Source organism: Micrococcales bacterium, assembly GCA_016703125.1.
Classification (GTDB): domain Bacteria; phylum Actinomycetota; class Actinomycetes; order S36-B12; family UBA10799; genus JADKAV01.
The window spans coordinates 54,635-71,936 of record JADJCR010000008.1 but is presented as its reverse complement, the minus strand read 5'-3'; the positions used below and the strand labels follow the sequence as shown (position 1 = coordinate 71,936).

Sequence of the window (17,302 nt, the reverse complement as noted above, 5' to 3'; positions counted from 1 at the left end):
CCCCAAACGCCCGCACCTCTCCCGCCTACAGTTGGCTGGCGCCGCAGCCCACAGACCCACACCCGGGAGGGAAAAGCACCGGTTGCATCGCTCCCAAACGCCCGCACCTCTCCCGCCTGGCGGGCGCGCCGGTAACCCCCACCTCTACCCGGGAGCGAAACGGACACCCGGGAGCGAAAAAGACCGGTTGCATCGCTCCCAAACGCCCGCACCTCTCCCGCCTACAGCTGGCTGGCGCCGACAGCCCACAGACCCACACCCGGGAGCGAAAAAGACCGGTTGCATCGCTCCCAAACGCCCGCACCTCTCCCGCCCACAGCTGGCTGGCCGCCCAACGGCTCCCGTCGCCCCGCCGCGCGGCTGGCCCCGGAGCGGCGTCAGGTGCCCGATGCGCTGCATGGCCGGGCCGACCACCGACAGCGGCCACATCGTGCCGCCGAGCATCCCGAGCACTATGCCCCCCGGCACCGCCACGGCCACGGCCTGGGCGGGCGTACGGGCGACGGCGCCCAGCAGCATTCCCGCCGCCGAGGCGATCACCGAGTAGATGAACACGAGCGTAAGGACCGCCACCGGATCACCGAAGGAGATGCCGAACGACACCCGCCCGAGAATGAGCAGGATGGCGGCCTGCACCAGTGCGATGAAGAAGCGCGACAGACCCAGCCCCGATAGGTAGACCGCCAGGCCGTGCGGCGCCGCCAGCGTCCGCTGGAATACCCCGAGCTGGCGGGCCTGCACGAGCGCGGCCGCACCCAGTAGCCCGTTGAGGAACGTGAACAGCATCAACTGCGACGGCACCGCCGAGGCGAACCGGTTGGCATCCATCGCGTTCACTGCACCTATGCTGCGCGTGGCCACGTCGACCGCCGGGACGTCGGCCATCGCCTCGTCCACTGCCGCCTGCACCTTCGGGACCGGCACCTCGCCGGACAGCACATCGACCGCGGTCGCCCGGGTCCCGATCTGCGCCGCCGCGGCGTTGACCGTGGAAACCACCACTCCGGCACCGGTCGAGGCCTGCTGCACGTAGATCTGCACCGGCTGCCCGTCCGCGGGCACCGCCACCCCGCCTCCGAGCAGGCCCATGCGGATGTCGCGGTACAACTGCGTGGGCTCGGTGTACTCCTGGACATCCAGTGCCGGGGACTGCTCGAGTTCGGCCACCAGACTCGTTCCCAGCGGGCCGGGATCCTGCGCCAGCAGTCCCACCGGCAGCCGTTCCGAACTCTGCCCGAAGCTGAGCCCGATCAGCAGCACGAGCACCACGGGCAGCGCGATCGTGGTGAACAGCGCGATCCGGTCGCGGAAGTACCGCGTCCACTCCACGCGCGCCGTCGCCAGTGTCGGCCTCATGCCAGCACCCTGTTGCGCAGGGCCACCAGTCCGATGACCGCGCACCCGACACCGACACCGACCAGCAACAGCACCTGCGGCAACACCTCGACCACCTCGGCCTGCGCTGCCGCCAGGTCGACCAGAGCGGACAGTGCCTGCCCGTTGGGGGTGAACAACCGCAGGTCGGACAGGGTCCCGGAGGCCCCGTAGAAGAACGTGCCACCGGCGATGGCGAACAGCAGCGCAAGGATGGTCGTCAGCGCGTCGGCCTGGTTCTCCGTGCGCGCAAGGCCGGTGATGAGCAGCGAGATCCCAGCGATCGCCGTGACGGCGGCGACGATCACCAGGAACACTCCCACCGGATCGCCCCAGTAAGCGCCGAAGCCGATCCAGGTGATCAGCCACACCGCGGTCATGCTGACGACACCGACGATCATCACCCCCACGGTCTTGCCCAGCAGGACGGCCGCCGGTGCCACCGGGCCCGCCAGGATGCGCGGCAGGGTCCCCTCGTCGCGCTCGACGATGATGGACCGGGCACCATTGCCGATGATGAAGAACAGGAACAGCATCGCGATCCCAGGGGCGAAGTACGCCATGACGGAGAACGTGCCGCTCACTTCCCCCTGTTCCACGACGATCGGGACGGGGGCGCTCACCGCCTTCTGGATGACGGCCCCGGCATCGAGCCCCATGGCCGTCGCAGCCACAGCGGTGACCCGGGCCGTCTGCAGATCGGCCGCCACGCCCGTGGCAACGGACTCCGCCACCGACTGCGCCAGCGGGTCGGTCGCGCGTCCCACCACATCGAGCTGCGCGGGATCCCCGGACAACACGTCCTCGGACAGCCCCGCGGGCAGCACGACCACTGCGTCGTACGCCCCGGAGTCCAAGGCCTGATCCACATCGCCGTCCAGGCTGGAGAAGGCGATACCGTCGCCACCGGCACCGGTGAGGCCCTGGGCGATCTGACCCGAAAGACCGGAGCCATCCCGGTCGACGATCCCGATCGTCACGTTCAAGGTGAACCCGGTGCCGAACGCCGCCCCCACGACCAGGGCGATGACGATAGGCGCCACCACCGCCTGGATCAGGATGGACCGGTCGCGGATGGACCGCCGCAGTCCGAGAGCGGCGATGAGCCACACGTCGCGCCACATCAGTCCCGCAGCGCCTTTCCCGTCAGGTGCAGGAACACAGCCTCGAGGTCGGGCTCGGCGACATCGACGCCGGTAACGTCCACATGCCGGTACTGCGCTGCCTGGACCGCAGGTGCGATCAAGGCCGGCCCCGGGCGGCCACCACGGCCACCTGGCCGTCAACGGTCTTCACGGTGGTCACCCCGGGCATCGCCTCGAGGTCGTCGACCCAGCCCCGCACCTGCTCCGGCACACCGGTGATGCGCATCGTCACCGTGCTGCTCTCGCCGAGGCGGTCGACGAGTTCGTCCCGGGTCCCCTCGGCGATGAGCTGGCCGGAATCGATGATGCCGACGCGGTCGCACAGCCGCTCGGCCTCCTCCATGTAGTGCGTCGTGTACAGCACCGCCATACCGGAACCGCCGAGCGCCGCGACGGCCTCCAGGATGCTGTTGCGGCTCTGCGGGTCGACGCCGACCGTGGGCTCGTCGAGGATGAGCAACTGCGGCTCGTGCAGCAGGCCGACAGCGATGTTGGCCCGGCGCTTCATCCCTCCGGAGTACGTCTCGATGCGGTCCTTGGCACGGTCAGCCAGCCCGACGACGTCCAGCACATGCGCGATCCGCTCCTGCAACCTCGCGCCGTTGAGGTTCTGCAGTTGCCCGAAGAACCGCAGGTTCTCCACGGCGGACAGATCCGGGTACAGGGCGATGTCTTGTGGCACCAGGCCGATCAGTGACTTGCGGGCACCCGTCAACGGCTCGCCTAGCAGTCGCACCTCACCACTGTCTGCGGTGAGCAGTCCCGCGATCATGTTGATCGTCGTGGTCTTGCCGGCGCCGTTCGGCCCGAGCAGCCCGTACGTCTCGCCCGCTGCGATCCGGAACGACACCCCGTCGACTGCGGTCTGCTCGCCGAAGCGCCTCACCAGATCTCTCACCTGCAGTACGGGGAGATCCATGGCTGCAGTTTAACTCCGAGGCGCGGGCCGGCGGTCACCTCGCCGGGAGGCCCAGCGCCGCAAGACCGTCGCGCACACCAGCCACGAGGATGTCGGCGACGGGGCAGGCCTGCGGGTCGCTGACCAGTCACAGGTCCAGGCACCCGGCACAGGACAGCGACCCCAGGATCACTGTGAGGGGGCCCATCGACGGAACAACCGGGAAGACGTCGTGGACCTCCGACCGAACACCGCGACGACGGCCGCTGCGCGCCCCGGAACGCAATGTCCGAAAACCGCCAGAGCCAGAGCCTGGCGCGGGGCAGAATCGAGCCATGGAACCGCTCGACGCCGACGCCTGCTACCGCGCCGTGGCCAGTCGCGACGAGCGCTTCGACGGCTGGTTCGTCACCGCGGTGCGCACCACCGGCATCTACTGCCGTCCCAGTTGCCCGGCCATCACACCACGGCGGGGCAACGTCGAGTTCCACCGCACGGCCGCCGCTGCACAGGCTGCTGGATTCCGCGCCTGCAAACGGTGCCGACCCGACGCCTCCCCCGGCTCCCCGGAGTGGAACACCCGCGATGACCTCGTCGCCCGGGCCATGCGGCTGATCGCCGACGGGGTCGTGGACCGGGACGGGGTGGCGGGGCTGGCGAGTGCCCTCGGCTACACCCAGCGCCACGTGACGCGCATGCTCTCCGCGGAAGTCGGTGCCGGGCCCCTGGCCATCGCGCGGGCCAACCGTGCCCGCACCGCCCGCGTGCTGCTGGAGAACACCTCCATGTCCGCCGCGGACATCGCGTTCGCGGCGGGGTTCGGCAGTGTCCGGCAGTTCAACGACACGATCCGCGAGGTGTACGCAGCGACGCCGGGCGATCTGCGCCGAGGCCACCCCGAGCCGGGCGCGATCAGCCTGCGGCTGGCCACCCGGCGGCCGTTCGCCGGTGACGTCCTGTTGCGCTTCTTGGGCCAGCGGGCCATCCCGGGCGTGGAGACCTGGGACGGTGTGACGTTCACCCGCACCCTTCGCCTGCCGCGAGGCACCGGACACGCCGCTATCACCGCGCAGGAGGACCACTGCCGGGTCGAGTTGCGGATCGAGGATGTGCGCGACCTGGCGCCCGCCGTCAGCCGGTTGCGGCGCATGCTCGATCTGGACGCCGATCCACAGGCGATCAGCGAGGTGCTCGGCGAGACCTTGCCCGTGGCGCGCATCCCGGGGCTGCGCAGTCCCTGCGGTTTCGACCCGGCGGAGACCGCGATCCGGGCCGTGCTGGGCCAGCAGGTCAGCGTGGCCGCCGCCCGCACCGCCGCTGGCCGCCTGGCCCGCCACGGTCACTTCCCGCGTCCGGAGCAGATCGCCGCGCTCGACGAGGCCACACTGCAGATGCCGCGGCGTCGTGCCGCCACCGTGATCGAACTCGGGCGGCGACTGACTGCCGGCGAGGTGCGCCTCGACCCCGGCACCGATTGGGACGAGGCGGAACGCCAACTGCTCGCCATCCCCGGCGTCGGGCCGTGGACCGCCAAGTACATCCGGATGCGGGCCCTCGGGGATCCCGACGTGAGCCTGCCCACCGACCTCGGGATCGTCCGCGGCGCCGCGGCCCGCGGCCTCGATCCCGACGACCAGCGCTGGAAGCCGTGGCGCTCCTACGCGATGCACTACTTGTGGAACCTCGGAGAGGACTGAAGATGGCGTACTGCGACTACAAGAGCCCGATCGGGACGCTGACCCTGGTGGCGAACGATGCCGGGCTGCGGGCTGTCTGGTGGCCGGACGACCCGCGCGCAACCCTGACCGGCGAGGACGACCCCGATCACCCGGTCCTGCGGCAGGCGGTCGAAGAACTGGACGAGTACTTCGCCGGGCTGCGCACCACATTCGACGTCCCCCTGGATCCAGTCGGCACCGATTTCCAACTCGCCGCCTGGGACATCCTGCGGGGGATCCCCTACGGCCGCACGATCACCTACGGCGAGCAGGCGACCCGGCTCGGCGACCCCCGCAAGGCGCGCGCGGTCGGGGCGGCCAACGGCCGTAACCCGCTGTCCATCGTGGTCCCCTGCCACCGGGTGGTGGGCTCCACCGGGACCCTCACCGGATTCGCCGGCGGGATCGACACGAAGCAGTGGTTGCTGGACTTCGAACGGGCGCACGCGGCCTGACCTTGCGAATACCCTGGGAGCGTGAACCAGGCGGGCGTGACCTGCCCGCGCTGCGGTCAGCCGCTGACCGACGCGCAGATGGATGCCGCGGGGATGCTGACCTGCGAGTGCGGCTACCGCGGGTACGCCGGGTACTTGAGGGAGTACGCGTACCTGGACCAGCGGCGGCGGTGGCTGTGGGACCGGATCGCTGAGCAGTCACCGCCCCCGGATCCCGCCACAGCGTACGAGTACCGGATCTGGCCGGTCGCATCGGCTGCACCCGCGCCCGTCCCGCACCGCGGCGGTTCCACCCAGATGCTGCTCATCGGGCTCGGCGCGGGACTTCTGATCCTGGCCGGCCTGGTGTTCGTCGCCGTGGCCTGGGACGTGATCGGGCCGTACGGACAACTCGTGCTGATGTTCGTCGCGACACTGCTGGCCGCCGGCACCGCCCTGGCCCTGCGTCACCGCACGCCCCGGACGGCCGAAGCACTGGCCGTCGTCGCCTTCGCCCTGACCGTCATCATCGCCACCGCGGCACCGGCGCTGGGCGTGATCCGGACGGCATGGGCCGACACGGAACGTCCGTACTGGCTGCTCGTCACGCTCGGGCTGACCGCTGGTGGGCTGTTGTTCGGCCACGTGAGCGGACTGCAGGCCTGGACGTGGCTGGGGTGGTTGAGCGCCCCCTGGGCCCTGGGTGCCGCGCTGGGGGTCGCCACAGGGTTCCTGGACAACGGCCAGATGGAGACCACCGTGGCGGCGCTGACCTACTTGGCGCTCACGACCGGCCTGTTCTTCGCGGTGGCCGGACTGTCGGTCCCGCGCCTGCTCAGCGGAACACTCAGCCTGCTCGTGACGGTCGCGCTGACCCTCGGCTTGCTCACGCAGACCCCGCCGCTGGGAGCGATCGTCGTGATCGCCGCCGTCCTCTTGGTGGTGCTGGTCTTCGGCGAACGGATCACAGCGTCGGCCTACGTCGGATGGCCGCTGTTCGGCCTGTGGCTCACGCTGGTGGGCGGCCTGCTGCCGGAGTCCGGCTGGCTGGCGCTGGGCATGGCAGTGGCCGGCGCGGGGCTGCTCTTCTGGCTGGGCCGAACGCACGTGCTCCTGGGCATGCTCGCCGCCGGCACCCTGTGGACGTCGTGGGTGATGCACGACCCCGCGCACCTCGACGTCGTGGCTGCTGTGGCGGGGGTCGCCATGTTCGGGCTGGCGCTGCGCAGGCCTGCCGGCCCGGTGGCGTGGTTCGGCGCACTCAGCGTGGGAGTCGCCGTGCTGCTGCGGTGGGAGAGCGTGCCGTCGTTCGAGACGCCGACCCTCGTGCTCGCAGGACTACTGCTGATGGCCGGGCTCCTGCAGGCCCGGGCCGGCGAACAACGGTCGCTGATCGTCTACGGACCGGCAGTCACCTTCGCGCTGATCCCGAGCGCGCTGCTGGTGTGGGTGGACGTCTGGGCCCAGCCGGCCCTGATCCGCTTCGCCCTGGTCATGATCTGCGGCGTGGGGTTGCTGCTGTGGGGGGTCCACCGGCACCTGGCCGGACTGGTCGTGCCGAGCGCGGCAGCGGTGGCGATCGCCGCGACGGCTCAGGTCTTCGCGACGCTGGATCTGTTCCCCCGCTGGCTGGCGCTGGGGATCACCGGAGGGGTGCTACTCCTGGTCGGCGCGCGCCTGGAGTGGGTCCGCGGCAAGCGAGCCGAGACCAGCGCCTGGCTGCATTCGCTCACTTGAGCGCGTACTTGCCCACCACTCCCGCGTGATCGGAGTGCCAGTACCCGAAGGACTGCTCGCGGCCGACGACCCACGTCTTGAGACGCTTCACCTTCTTCGGCGTGGTGGTGAAGATCTGGTCGACGCGATGGTCGAAGTCGTCGATCGATCCGCCGGACTTGAGGTCGTAGGAGTCGTTGATGCAGCAACTCAGCGGGGTGATGGTGCCGATGTCCTTGAAGCCCGCCGCGGTCAATGCCTCGAACGCCTGCTCGTCACCGGGCACCAACCCCGGGAAGTCGGAGTTGAAGTCGCCCAGGGCGATGAGCGGACCCTTCACCTTCGCCATCGCCTTCGCGAACTCCTCGGCCTGCCGGGCGCGGATGCTCGGTACCTGCGTTCGGTCGTCGAACGCCTCCAGATGCGTGTTCGCGAAGGTGAACCATGGCCCGTCGCCCACCTTGGCGCGGGTCGACAGCCAGCCGCGGCGCGACGTGACGGTGACGAAGTTGGCGACCTTCGCCGTGAATGAGTTCTTCACCGTGTACTGCTTGCCGCGCAGGTCCTTGGTCTTGATGCCGACGCCTTTGCGCTTGAGGATGGCGTCGCGCATGGTCAGCCGGTAGTTCGCCTCCGCGCCGGATTTGCCCGTCTTCAGGTTGTTGTCGAGATCGGCCGGCGCCTCGAAGTCGAACTCGTTGTGGATCTTCACGATCTCGTACTTGACCTTGCCCTTGTTGACTTCCTTGAGAAGGATCTTCACGAAGTCCTGGACGACCTTCGTGGCGGTCGGCTCTTGGTTGTAGACGGCGTTGAGGTCGACCTTGCCCTTGCGCCACAGAGCCGCCTCCTGCAAGCCGATGAGGTCGGGCTTGCGCTGCTGAATCTCGGCGGCCAGGCCCTTGGCGCGGCGCGGGAAGTTCGTGGCCTCCACCTGCCGCACGATCTCGCCGATGGCGGTGAGGAACTCACTGCCGCTACCCGCCCGCAGGGCCGGGCCGAGGTCGGCCCCGAGGAAGACGTTGCGGGTCATGACCGTCACGTCGTCGGCGGCCTGGGCCGTCCCGGCACCGGTCATGGCGATGGCGCCGGCGGTTGCGGCGATGAGGACTGTGCGCATGGGGGTCACCCTAATGCGCGCCACGTCGGCGCGGGTCCCACGCGATCACATCTGGTCCGTTCGCGCGGGTCGCGCGCCAGCACCTCAGGCGAGGACCAGGTGGTCGCCCTCGACGTCGACGGTCACGGCCTGGCCATCCCGGACATCGCCGGACAGGATGGCCCGGGCGAGTTGGTCCCCGATCTCCTTCTGGACCAGGCGCCGCAGCGGCCGGGCACCGTAGATCGGGTCGAAGCCCTGCTCGGCCAACCATGTCTTCGCAGCGTCAGTGACGGCGAGGCTGATCCGCCGGCTGGCCAGCCGCTCGTCGAGAGCCGCCACCTGCAGGTCCACGATCTGTGCGAGCTCGGTCTGACTCAGTGGCTGGAACATCACCACATCGTCGAGCCGGTTGAGGAACTCCGGCTTGAAGGACTGCCGGACGACCGCCATGACCTGCTCCTGCCGCACCTCGAACGGGACGGTCTGCTCGATGAGGAACTGCGAACCCATGTTGGAGGTGAGCACCAGGATCGTGTTGCGGAAGTCCACGGTGCGGCCCTGGCCGTCGGTCAGCCGGCCGTCGTCGAGGACCTGCAGGAGGATGTCGAACACCTCCGGGTGGGCCTTCTCGACCTCGTCGAGCAACACCAGGCTGTACGGCCGGCGGCGCACGGCCTCGGTCAACTGGCCGCCCTCCTCGTAGCCGACGTAGCCGGGGGGTGCACCGACCAGCCGGGCTACGGAGTGCTTCTCGGAGTACTCGCTCATGTCGATGCGGATCATCGCCCGCTCGTCGTCGAAGAGGAACTCCGCGAGTGCCTTGGCCAGTTCGGTCTTGCCGACACCGGTCGGGCCCAGGAACAGGAACGAACCGGTGGGCCGGTTGGGGTCGGCAATGCCGGCACGGCTGCGCCGCACCGCGTCGGAGACTGCCCGCACCGCCTCCGCCTGCCCGATGACGCGCTGGCTGAGGTCATCCTCCATGCGCAGCAGCTTCTCGGTCTCACCCTCCATGAGACGGCCCGCGGGAATGCCGGTCCAGGCGCCGACCACCTCCGCCACGTCCTCGGCGGTGACCTCCTCGGACACCATGCCGCCCTCGGTGCCGCCCTGGTTCTCCAGTTCCCGCTCCAGTTCCGGCAGCTCCCCGTACTGGATGCGTGCAGCCTGCTCGAGGTCGCCGTCGCGTACCGCACGGTCTGCGATGTTGCGCAGTTCGTCGATACGGATCTTCAGATCACCGATGCGGTCGAGGTTGGCCTTCTCCAGATCCCATCGGGAGCGCAGGGCACGCAACTCCTCCTCGCGGTCGGCGAGGTCGCCGCGCAACTTGGCCAACCGCTCGACCGAGGCCGGGTCGGTCTCCTTCGCCAGGGCCATCTCCTCCATCTTCATGCGGTCGACCTGGCGCTGCAGTTTGTCGATCTCCTCCGGGCTGGAGTCGATCTCCATGCGCAGGCGCGACGCCGCCTCGTCGACGAGGTCGATGGCCTTGTCGGGCAGGAAGCGGGCCGTGATGTAGCGGTCGGACAGGGTCGCGGCGGCGACCAGCGCGGCGTCGGCGATGGCGACCTTGTGGTGCGCCTCGTACTTCTCCTTGAGCCCGCGCAGGATGCCGATGGTCTCCTCGACACTCGGCTCGCCGACCAGCACCTGCTGGAATCGGCGCTCGAGGGCGGGGTCCTTCTCGATGTGCTCGCGGTACTCGTCGAGCGTGGTGGCACCGACCATCCGCAACTCCCCACGGGCCAGCATGGGCTTGAGCATGTTGCCGGCGTCCATGGCACCCTCGCCGGTCGCGCCGGCCCCGACGACGGTGTGCAACTCGTCGATGAACGTGATGACCTGGCCGTCGGAGCTGGAAATCTCCTCGAGGACGGCCTTGAGCCGCTCCTCGAACTCGCCGCGGTACTTCGCACCGGCAACCATGCCGGGCAGGTCCAGGGAGATCAGGCTCTTGTTCCGCAGGCTCTCCGGGACGTCCCCGGCCACGATGCGCTGGGCGAGACCCTCGACAACCGCCGTCTTGCCGACGCCGGGTTCCCCGATGAGCACGGGGTTGTTCTTGGTCCGGCGGGAGAGCACCTGGATGACCCGGCGGATCTCGGCGTCGCGGCCGATGACCGGGTCGATCTTGCCCTCGCGGGCCCGCTCCGTGAGGTCGATTCCGTACTTCTCGAGCGCCTGGAAACTGGCTTCGGGGTCCTGGCTGGTGACCCGGCGGTCGCCGGCTACCTGACCCAGCGCGTCGAGCAGTTTCGCCGGCTCGACCGGCAACAGGTCCGCCTGCTTCTGGGCGATGCCGATCAGCAGGTGTTCGGTGGAGACGAAGGCGTCGCCGCGCTGGGTGGCGAGGTCCTGGCCGGCCTGCAGGACGGCGTGCATCGAGCGGGACAGTGTCGGCTGGCCCATCGAGGAGCCACTGGCCGCCGGCAGGGCCGACAGCGCCGCGCGGACATCAGCGTCGAGCGCGGGCCGGTTCACCCCGACGGTGTCGAGCAGGCTGACCGCGATGCCCTCACCCTGGGCAAGCAGAGCATGCAGAAGGTGCGCAGGGGTCACTTCGGAATGCCCGTCGGCTGCGGCTTGCCGGATCGCAGCCCCGAGCGCGTCCTGCGTTTTGGTGGTGAAGTCCATAACCACTATTGTGGCGGCGGTGGTCAGGTCATGTCAACAACTATGAGTCAGTTCGTATCAATGTTAATGAGCGCTGCCCACACGGATCGCAGCGCGCAGCACGGCCGTCCGAAGAGCCAAAGAAGCGCGTGCCTCCCGACGGCACAGCCCACCCACTTGGATCGGGCTCTAACTCTTGAACTTCTTGACCTTCACCGTCACCACCGGTGAAGGTCCAGCCGCATTCACAGCGACGATCCGCACCGTGAACTTCTTCTTGGGGCTGAGCTTCTTGATCTTCATGCTCGTGCCACTCGTGGACTTCGCCGTGCCCTTCCCGACCCGCACCTGATACGAGGTCGCGCCCGGAACCGCCTTCCACTTGATGGTGGCTGCCTTCTTGGCGCGCTTTACGGTGACGCTGGTCACCTTGGCCGGCTTCGCCAGGGCTGGCTTCACCTGCTCCGGGGGAATCGGTTGCACTTGCTCCGGCGGCACGGGAGCGTTGACGGTCCACGAGGCGCTGGCCGGGCTCGGGTCGGCGTTGGCCGCCGTGGACAGGTCGCGGGCGCGCACGTCGAAGGTGTGGCCGCCGTTGGTCAGCCCAGTCACGGCGAACGGTGACGAGCAGGCGGCGAAGGCTCCCGCATCCACCCGGCACTCGAATCCCACCGGCGTCTTGGCATCCGACGTGAAGGCGAACGTCGCCCCGGTGTCCGCGGTCGTCCCGGAGGGTGCCGACGTGATGGTGGTGTCCGGCGCTACGAGGGCGTCGACGGCGGCCAGCGCCTTGTCGGCATTGAGCCGCCCACCCGTAGCGATCGGGTACGTGCCGGTGTTCGGGTTGAACGTCGCCACCGGGTCGACCGACGACAGCAGCGCCTGCTTGAGCTGCATCGTTGTCGCCTCCGGCTCGTACGCCTTGAGCAGCGCCGTCGCTCCGGTCACGTGCGGCGTAGCCATCGACGTGCCCTGCAGGAACGCGTAGTCCTGGGAGGTCTCCTGACCCACCGGCACCCAACAACGGAACCCGAGGTTGTCGAGCCAGGCACCATTGCTGGTCGGCCCCGTCGCCCGGTTGTACGTGTAGCGTGCAGCGATCGTATGGGCGCCTGCCCCGACAACGTTGAAGGTGTCGGTGTACGAACCGTTCAACGAGCTGGACAGCGGTACGTTGATCGCCGGCACGCCGTCGACCAGGATCTCGAAGCGCAGGCTGTCACTGGTGACGCGGTCGAACCTGAGCCGCTGGTCGTACTTGCAGGTCGTGGCGCCGGACACGGCGATGCCCGGCGAGGTGAGCACCCGTGAGGTGTTCGTCGCCTGCGTTGCGGTGTCGTTGGTGATCACGAACGAGGACAGCGGCGAAGCGTTCGTGCGGATCCACCCGTTGTTGGTCCAGCCGGTCGGGAATCCGGGAGACTCGAAGTTGTCGGACCACGTGTCCCGGTAGGTGTACGTGCTGAGGGTCTCCGTGCCCGGAGCGGCGAGGTCCACCTTGACCTTGCCCCAGTTGGAGAAGGAGGCCCGCAGGTCGTTCTGGTCGCTGGCGGCCACGCAGACGACGTTGTCCACGGCGCCGGGGATACCGGAGGTCGTCGGATCCCATGAGCACGGGTAGGTGGTCTGCCCGTTGATCTCGACGTCCTGGCCATTGTTGCCGGCTGCGATCAGGAACAGGACGTTCGGGTTCGCCGCGAGGGCGTCCCTCACCAGAGCGTTGCTGCTGGTCCCACCCAAGGACATGTTGGCGATCGTGGCACCGTTGGCGCCGGCGTAGTTGATGGCGGCGATCTGCGACGAGAAGGGGCAGTAGACGCCGCCGCCGTTGATCGTGGGGGACCACCCGCAGACGCGCAGCGGCATCAGCGTCGCCTTCTGCGCGACTCCCGTGATGCCCTCGCCGTTGTTCCCCTCGGCCGCAATCGTCCCCGCGGTGTGGGTGCCGTGGCCACCCTGCGGGATGTCGTCGGTGGGGTTGTTGTCGAAGGCCAGCGGATTCAGATCGATGTTGGCACCGGCGAAGTCCATACCGAACGTGTCATCTACGTAGCCATTGCCGTCGTTGTCGATGCCGTCGGCGGGGGTCTCGCCGGTGTTGGTCCAGATCCGGTTCACCAGGTCGGGGTGCTGGGGGCGGATCCGTCGTCGAGGTCCGCGACCACCACGGCGTTGTCGCCGACGGTCTTCCCCACGCCTTGAGTGCGTCGATGTCGTCCCCGGGGCTGATGAGCCGACCCCGCGGATGTTGAGACCCTTGTTGTCCAGGCCCACAAATGGTTGAACAGCGGGTCGTTCGGTTCGTTGGCCTGCAGTTCGAGTAACCGTCGCGAGCGGCGTCAGCCACCGCCGGGTCGTCCTGAGCGCTGCCACGGCCGCGTCCGGGTCCTGCCCGTCGGTCAGCCCCAGAACCTGGAAACGCTTCCCGAGACTGGCGAATCCGGTGGCGTCGACGGATGCGCGCGCGTCGGAGCGGTCCGCCCGGCTCGACCCCGCTTCCCACCGCACAATCACCCGATCGCTGCTGGGCGCCGACGACGGTGAACTGTCCGGACCGAGGGATGGGGGCCCGTCGGACCCGCTGCAACGGCAGCGGTGGCAGGCAGCACGGACAGGCTGAGAGCGGCTCCAGCAAGCAGAACCAGGGGTGAGCGCATGTGCGGAGTATGGCAGCACCAGGGGCGGTCGAAGCGAGCAACCAACCGGACGGTTGATCCCGGCGCCATTCAGCGCCGCCCGGGCCGCCACACCACCAGCGCCGTCGAACGCTCCTCGTGCTCGTACCGTTGCAGGCGGGTGCGCAACTGCCGCACCTCCTCCTCCAGTTCCAGCACCCGGCGGATGCCCTCGCCGGCCCGAGCCGTGGCAGCGAGTACGGGGATCGTCCACCAGCCCCCCGGCCGCGGCAGTGCGGACACGGCTCGGCGAAGGCGTACCCGCCCGCGTTGCGGGAGGCCATCCCGGTGCCCTCACAGTCCGGGCATACGCGCGGCACCGTGCATCTGCGTGGTCAGGCCGCGCAACGACTCGGGGGACGAGATGTTGACGTCCGCCTCGACGTCCGCCCCGCGACGAGCACGCTGTTGCGCGCCCCAGCGCGGGGTGCGGCGGGCCGAGGCGGCGCACCTGCAACCGCTGCTTGGGGTGCCTGCCGTCGTGAGCCTTCACCCCAAGCCAGTGGTGATCACGACACCTTGTGGCTGCCGCGATTCTCCGACGCCGGTGCGTTGAAGTTGCCCTTGCCGCGCTTGCCGTTGAGTGACTGGGTGCTCATTGCGTATTGCAGCGTCGCGTAAGCCACGGCATCCGCATTCAGGTCCAGCACACCGTCGTTGTTGTTCGCGTAGGTGTCGCAGGCCTGGTGGTAACACGGGTCGAAGGCAACTCCCGCAGTCCCCCCGTACGTGCGGCCTGCCCAGCCGTCTTGGTGCCCTCAGCGCCTGTGAACAGTCCGCCGAACGGGATACCGGCGTCGAAGAACGCGGCGTAGTCCGAGCGGAAATCGATTTCGGTGGGTTCAGAAGCAAGGTCCCGCTTGCCGTAGAAGTCGAGGAACAACTGCTCGATCTGAGCCGACCCCTGCGGACCGGCCAGTCCGAAGGCGTCACCAGAGCCGTCGTACACGAACCGGACGTAGTTCGGCGAGCCGATCATGTCGAAGTTCAGGTACAGCGCGATCTTCGCCCGATCCTGCGCGCTGAGCCCGTTCACGTAGTAGTCGGAGCCGACCAGACCGGACTCCTCCGCGCCCCACCAGGCGAAGCGGACCTGGTTGCGCGGCTTCACCTTCGCCATCTGCTCTGCGACCTCGAGGATGGCGGCACTACCCGAGCCGTTGTCGTTGATGCCCGGACCCTCAGCCACCGAATCCAGGTGCGCCCCGACCATGACCACGTTGTCGGCGCGCCCCGGGGTCTCGGCCAGTACGTTGTAGGTCGTCTTGGTCTCCCGCAGCACGTCCTGACGATGTTCAGTTCCAAGCCAGGTGTGGCGGCCCACTCGACGCCTCGGTCATACGTGGCGAAGAACCCGGGGATGCCGCTCTCGTTGGTGGCACCCAGGGTCACGCCATCCAGACCTGTCCGTGCAGAGGTGTTTCCCTGATTGAAGATGATGAAGCCCACCGCTCCGGCAGCGGCCGCGTTCTCTGCCTTCAGTTCGAAATTGCAGTTTCCGCGTTGCATGAGGGCGATGTTCCCGGCGGGGAACCCGGCGAAGTCGGCGGCCTCGCAGCCGCTTGTCGACGTGTTGCCGAGGCCGAACTGCAGGTCAACGGCGGTGACCCCGGCAGTGACGTTCCCGGGTCCACCTGATCCATGAGCGTGTAGTCGAGGTCCTCGACGTAGGTGAACGAGCCCGGCGCGGTCCGGCGCAGAGTCGACGGGCCCAGTACCGCCGACGCGAGGTAGTCGAACGGCTGGACGACGGGGGTGTAGCCGGCGTCTGTGAGTCGCTGCACCACATAGTCGACCGAGGCGTCATGCCCGGGCAGCCCGGAGAACCGGTTCCCGCCGTTGTCGTCCGCGATCTGCTGGAACGCCGCCTGATGTTCGCGCACCCCCTCCAGCGTCACGCACTCCAACAACTTGCTGAACGTGTTGTTCGTGCGAGCGTCACACGCCGGCGAAGCAGCCGACACAGGCGGCGCACCGGCGAGCGTAGCCGCGCCCAACACCATGGCGCCCGTCACGATGGTCACTGATCTCTTCATGAAGATCCTCTCGAGAGAGGGCCACAGTAGCCCCGCCGGGGCGTGAACGGCGAGTTATCCGCAGGCGGCCTCCTCCTGACCGATCACGCGTGATCAGCAGGAGGTTCTCGAGTGCACCCCTCGAGTTCCGGCAGTTCGCCGTTCCGGATGCCTGCGGCGGACGGTCTCAGCGGCGGCCCGGCCGCCACACCACCAGCGCCGTCGAACGCTCCTCGTGCTCGTACCGTTGCAGGCGGGTGCGCAACTGCCGCACCTCCTCCTCGAGTTCCAGCACCCGGCGGATGCCCTCGAGGTTCAGGCCGGCATCGCCGAGTTGCTGCACTTTCTCCAGCCTGTGGATGTCACGCACGCTGTACAACCGGTACCGACCTGAGCGCTGCGGGGTGACCAGACCGAGCCGGTCGTACTGCCGCAGCGTCTGCGGGTGCAGCCCGGACAACTGCGCGGCGATCGAGATCACGTAGGCGGGGAAGTCCTCATCCATGGCTCATCGCCTTCCGGTACTTCTCGATGGCCTCGCGCGCCTCGGCGCTCATGTCGGACGGGACCTGAACGGAGACGGTGGCCAGCAGGTCACCCTTCGTGCCGTCCTTGCGGGGAGCACCTTCACCGCGGATGCGGAAGGTGCGCCCGTTGCTGGTGCCGGGGGGCAGCTTCAGGGTCTTCGTGCCGCCGAGAGGCAGCGGAACCTTGACCTGACCGCCGAGCGCGACGTCGTCGAAACCCACCGGGACCGTGACGGCGATGTTGTCGTCTTTGCGGGCGAACACCGAATCGGCCGCGACGTTCACGGTGATGATGAGGTCGCCGTTGTGCCCGCCGCGTTCACCCGGGGCGCCCTTCCCGCGCAACCGGACCCGCTGCCCGTCCCTGACGCCGGCAGGGATGCGCGCGCTGACCGTGGTCGACGACGCCGCCCGGCCCGAGCCGTGACAGCGGGTACAGGGATCGTCCACCACCAGGCCACGGCCACGGCAGTGCGGACAGGGCTCGGCGAAGGCGAACCCGCCCGCGTTGCGGCTGGCCATCCCGGTGCCCTCACAATCCGGGCAGACGCGCGGGACCGTGCCACTGCGGGCACCGGTGCCGGCGCAGTCGGGGCAGGCGTCCTCACTCGTCAGACGCATCTGCGTCGTCAGGCCGCGCAACGACTCGGGGAAGGAGATGTTGACGTCGGCCTCCACGTCAGCACCCCGGCGTGCGCGCTGTTGAGCGCCCCGGCGGTTGAACAACCCCGACAGCGTCTCCCCGAAGTCGCCGGCTGTACCACCCGCGCGCCGGAAGATGTCGCCGAAGTCGAAGTCCGGACCCGGCCCAGCGGCGCCCGGCATCCGGAACCCGCCGGAGGCCATCATCTGCCGGGCCTCGTCGTACTCCCCGCGCTTCTTCGGGTCGGAGAGCACGTCGTTGGCCTCAGAGACCTCTTTGAACCGCTCGCCGGCCTTCGGATCCGGGTTGGTGTCCGGGTGCAGTTCTCGGGCGAGTTTGCGGTACGCCTTCTTGATGGTGCTGGCGTCGGCGTCCTTGGGGACGCCCAGGACCTTGTAGTAGTCCTTCTCCATCCAGTCCTTCATGCTCATCGGCGTCC

At 68.8% G+C, this 17,302-nt stretch carries 11 protein-coding genes and 2 pseudogenes; 3 read left to right on the top strand and 10 right to left on the bottom strand.

Annotated features, from left to right (window positions below):
* Positions 1 to 144: 144 nt before the first annotated feature.
* From IPG68_12825 to IPG68_12815, 3 genes and pseudogenes are all read right to left on the bottom strand, one after another.
* On the bottom strand, positions 145 to 1,356 hold the full coding sequence (locus IPG68_12825) for an ABC transporter permease (GenBank protein MBK6764092.1): 1,212 nt from the start codon (positions 1,354 to 1,356) through the stop codon (positions 145 to 147).
* Positions 1,353 to 2,498, bottom strand: coding sequence for an ABC transporter permease (locus IPG68_12820; protein ID MBK6764091.1), 1,146 nt, complete (start codon positions 2,496 to 2,498; stop codon positions 1,353 to 1,355). The genes IPG68_12825 and IPG68_12820 overlap by 4 nt, the downstream gene beginning before the upstream one ends.
* Positions 2,498 to 3,438, bottom strand: a pseudogene (locus IPG68_12815) (ABC transporter ATP-binding protein). Before IPG68_12815 ends, IPG68_12820 begins: the two are co-directional and overlap by 1 nt.
* Before the next feature lie 314 nt (positions 3,439 to 3,752).
* Here IPG68_12815 and IPG68_12810 point away from each other — a divergent pair.
* From IPG68_12810 to IPG68_12800, 3 genes are read left to right on the top strand one after another with little or no spacing between them, the layout of a single operon-like run.
* A complete protein-coding gene (locus IPG68_12810) occupies positions 3,753 to 5,114 on the top strand; it encodes a DNA-3-methyladenine glycosylase 2 family protein (GenBank protein ID MBK6764090.1) in 1,362 nt (453 codons plus the stop codon).
* Between the two features lie 2 nt (positions 5,115 to 5,116).
* A complete protein-coding gene (locus IPG68_12805; GenBank protein MBK6764089.1) occupies positions 5,117 to 5,590 on the top strand; it encodes a methylated-DNA--[protein]-cysteine S-methyltransferase in 474 nt (157 codons plus the stop codon).
* Between the two features lie 21 nt (positions 5,591 to 5,611).
* Positions 5,612 to 7,306 carry a hypothetical protein gene (locus IPG68_12800; GenBank protein MBK6764088.1) on the top strand — a complete coding sequence of 565 codons (1,695 nt, stop codon included), beginning with the start codon at positions 5,612 to 5,614 and terminating at the stop codon, positions 7,304 to 7,306.
* On the opposite strand, the gene IPG68_12795 is transcribed toward IPG68_12800, so the two are convergent.
* The 7 genes and pseudogenes from IPG68_12795 to IPG68_12765 form a co-directional block, all read right to left on the bottom strand.
* Positions 7,299 to 8,405 (bottom strand): endonuclease/exonuclease/phosphatase family protein, encoded by a 1,107-nt coding sequence (locus IPG68_12795; GenBank protein MBK6764087.1) that lies wholly within the window; start codon positions 8,403 to 8,405, stop codon positions 7,299 to 7,301. The two genes, IPG68_12800 and IPG68_12795, sit on opposite strands and share 8 nt — an antisense overlap.
* A gap of 84 nt (positions 8,406 to 8,489) precedes the next feature.
* A complete protein-coding gene (gene clpB / locus IPG68_12790; GenBank protein MBK6764086.1) occupies positions 8,490 to 11,024 on the bottom strand; it encodes an ATP-dependent chaperone ClpB in 2,535 nt (844 codons plus the stop codon).
* A 168-nt stretch (positions 11,025 to 11,192) separates the two neighbouring features.
* A complete protein-coding gene (locus tag IPG68_12785) occupies positions 11,193 to 13,121 on the bottom strand; it encodes a S8 family serine peptidase (GenBank protein MBK6764085.1) in 1,929 nt (642 codons plus the stop codon).
* 608 nt (positions 13,122 to 13,729) lie between these two features.
* A complete protein-coding gene (locus IPG68_12780; GenBank protein MBK6764084.1) occupies positions 13,730 to 13,921 on the bottom strand; it encodes a hypothetical protein in 192 nt (63 codons plus the stop codon).
* A gap of 266 nt (positions 13,922 to 14,187) precedes the next feature.
* A pseudogene (locus IPG68_12775) lies at positions 14,188 to 15,714 on the bottom strand (M20/M25/M40 family metallo-hydrolase).
* Between the two features lie 166 nt (positions 15,715 to 15,880).
* Entirely contained in the window at positions 15,881 to 16,198 is a 318-nt protein-coding gene (locus IPG68_12770) for a MerR family transcriptional regulator (protein MBK6764083.1), read from the bottom strand.
* Entirely contained in the window at positions 16,191 to 17,294 is a 1,104-nt protein-coding gene (locus tag IPG68_12765; GenBank protein ID MBK6764082.1) for a DnaJ domain-containing protein, read from the bottom strand. The genes IPG68_12770 and IPG68_12765 overlap by 8 nt, the downstream gene beginning before the upstream one ends.
* Positions 17,295 to 17,302 lie beyond the last annotated feature (8 nt).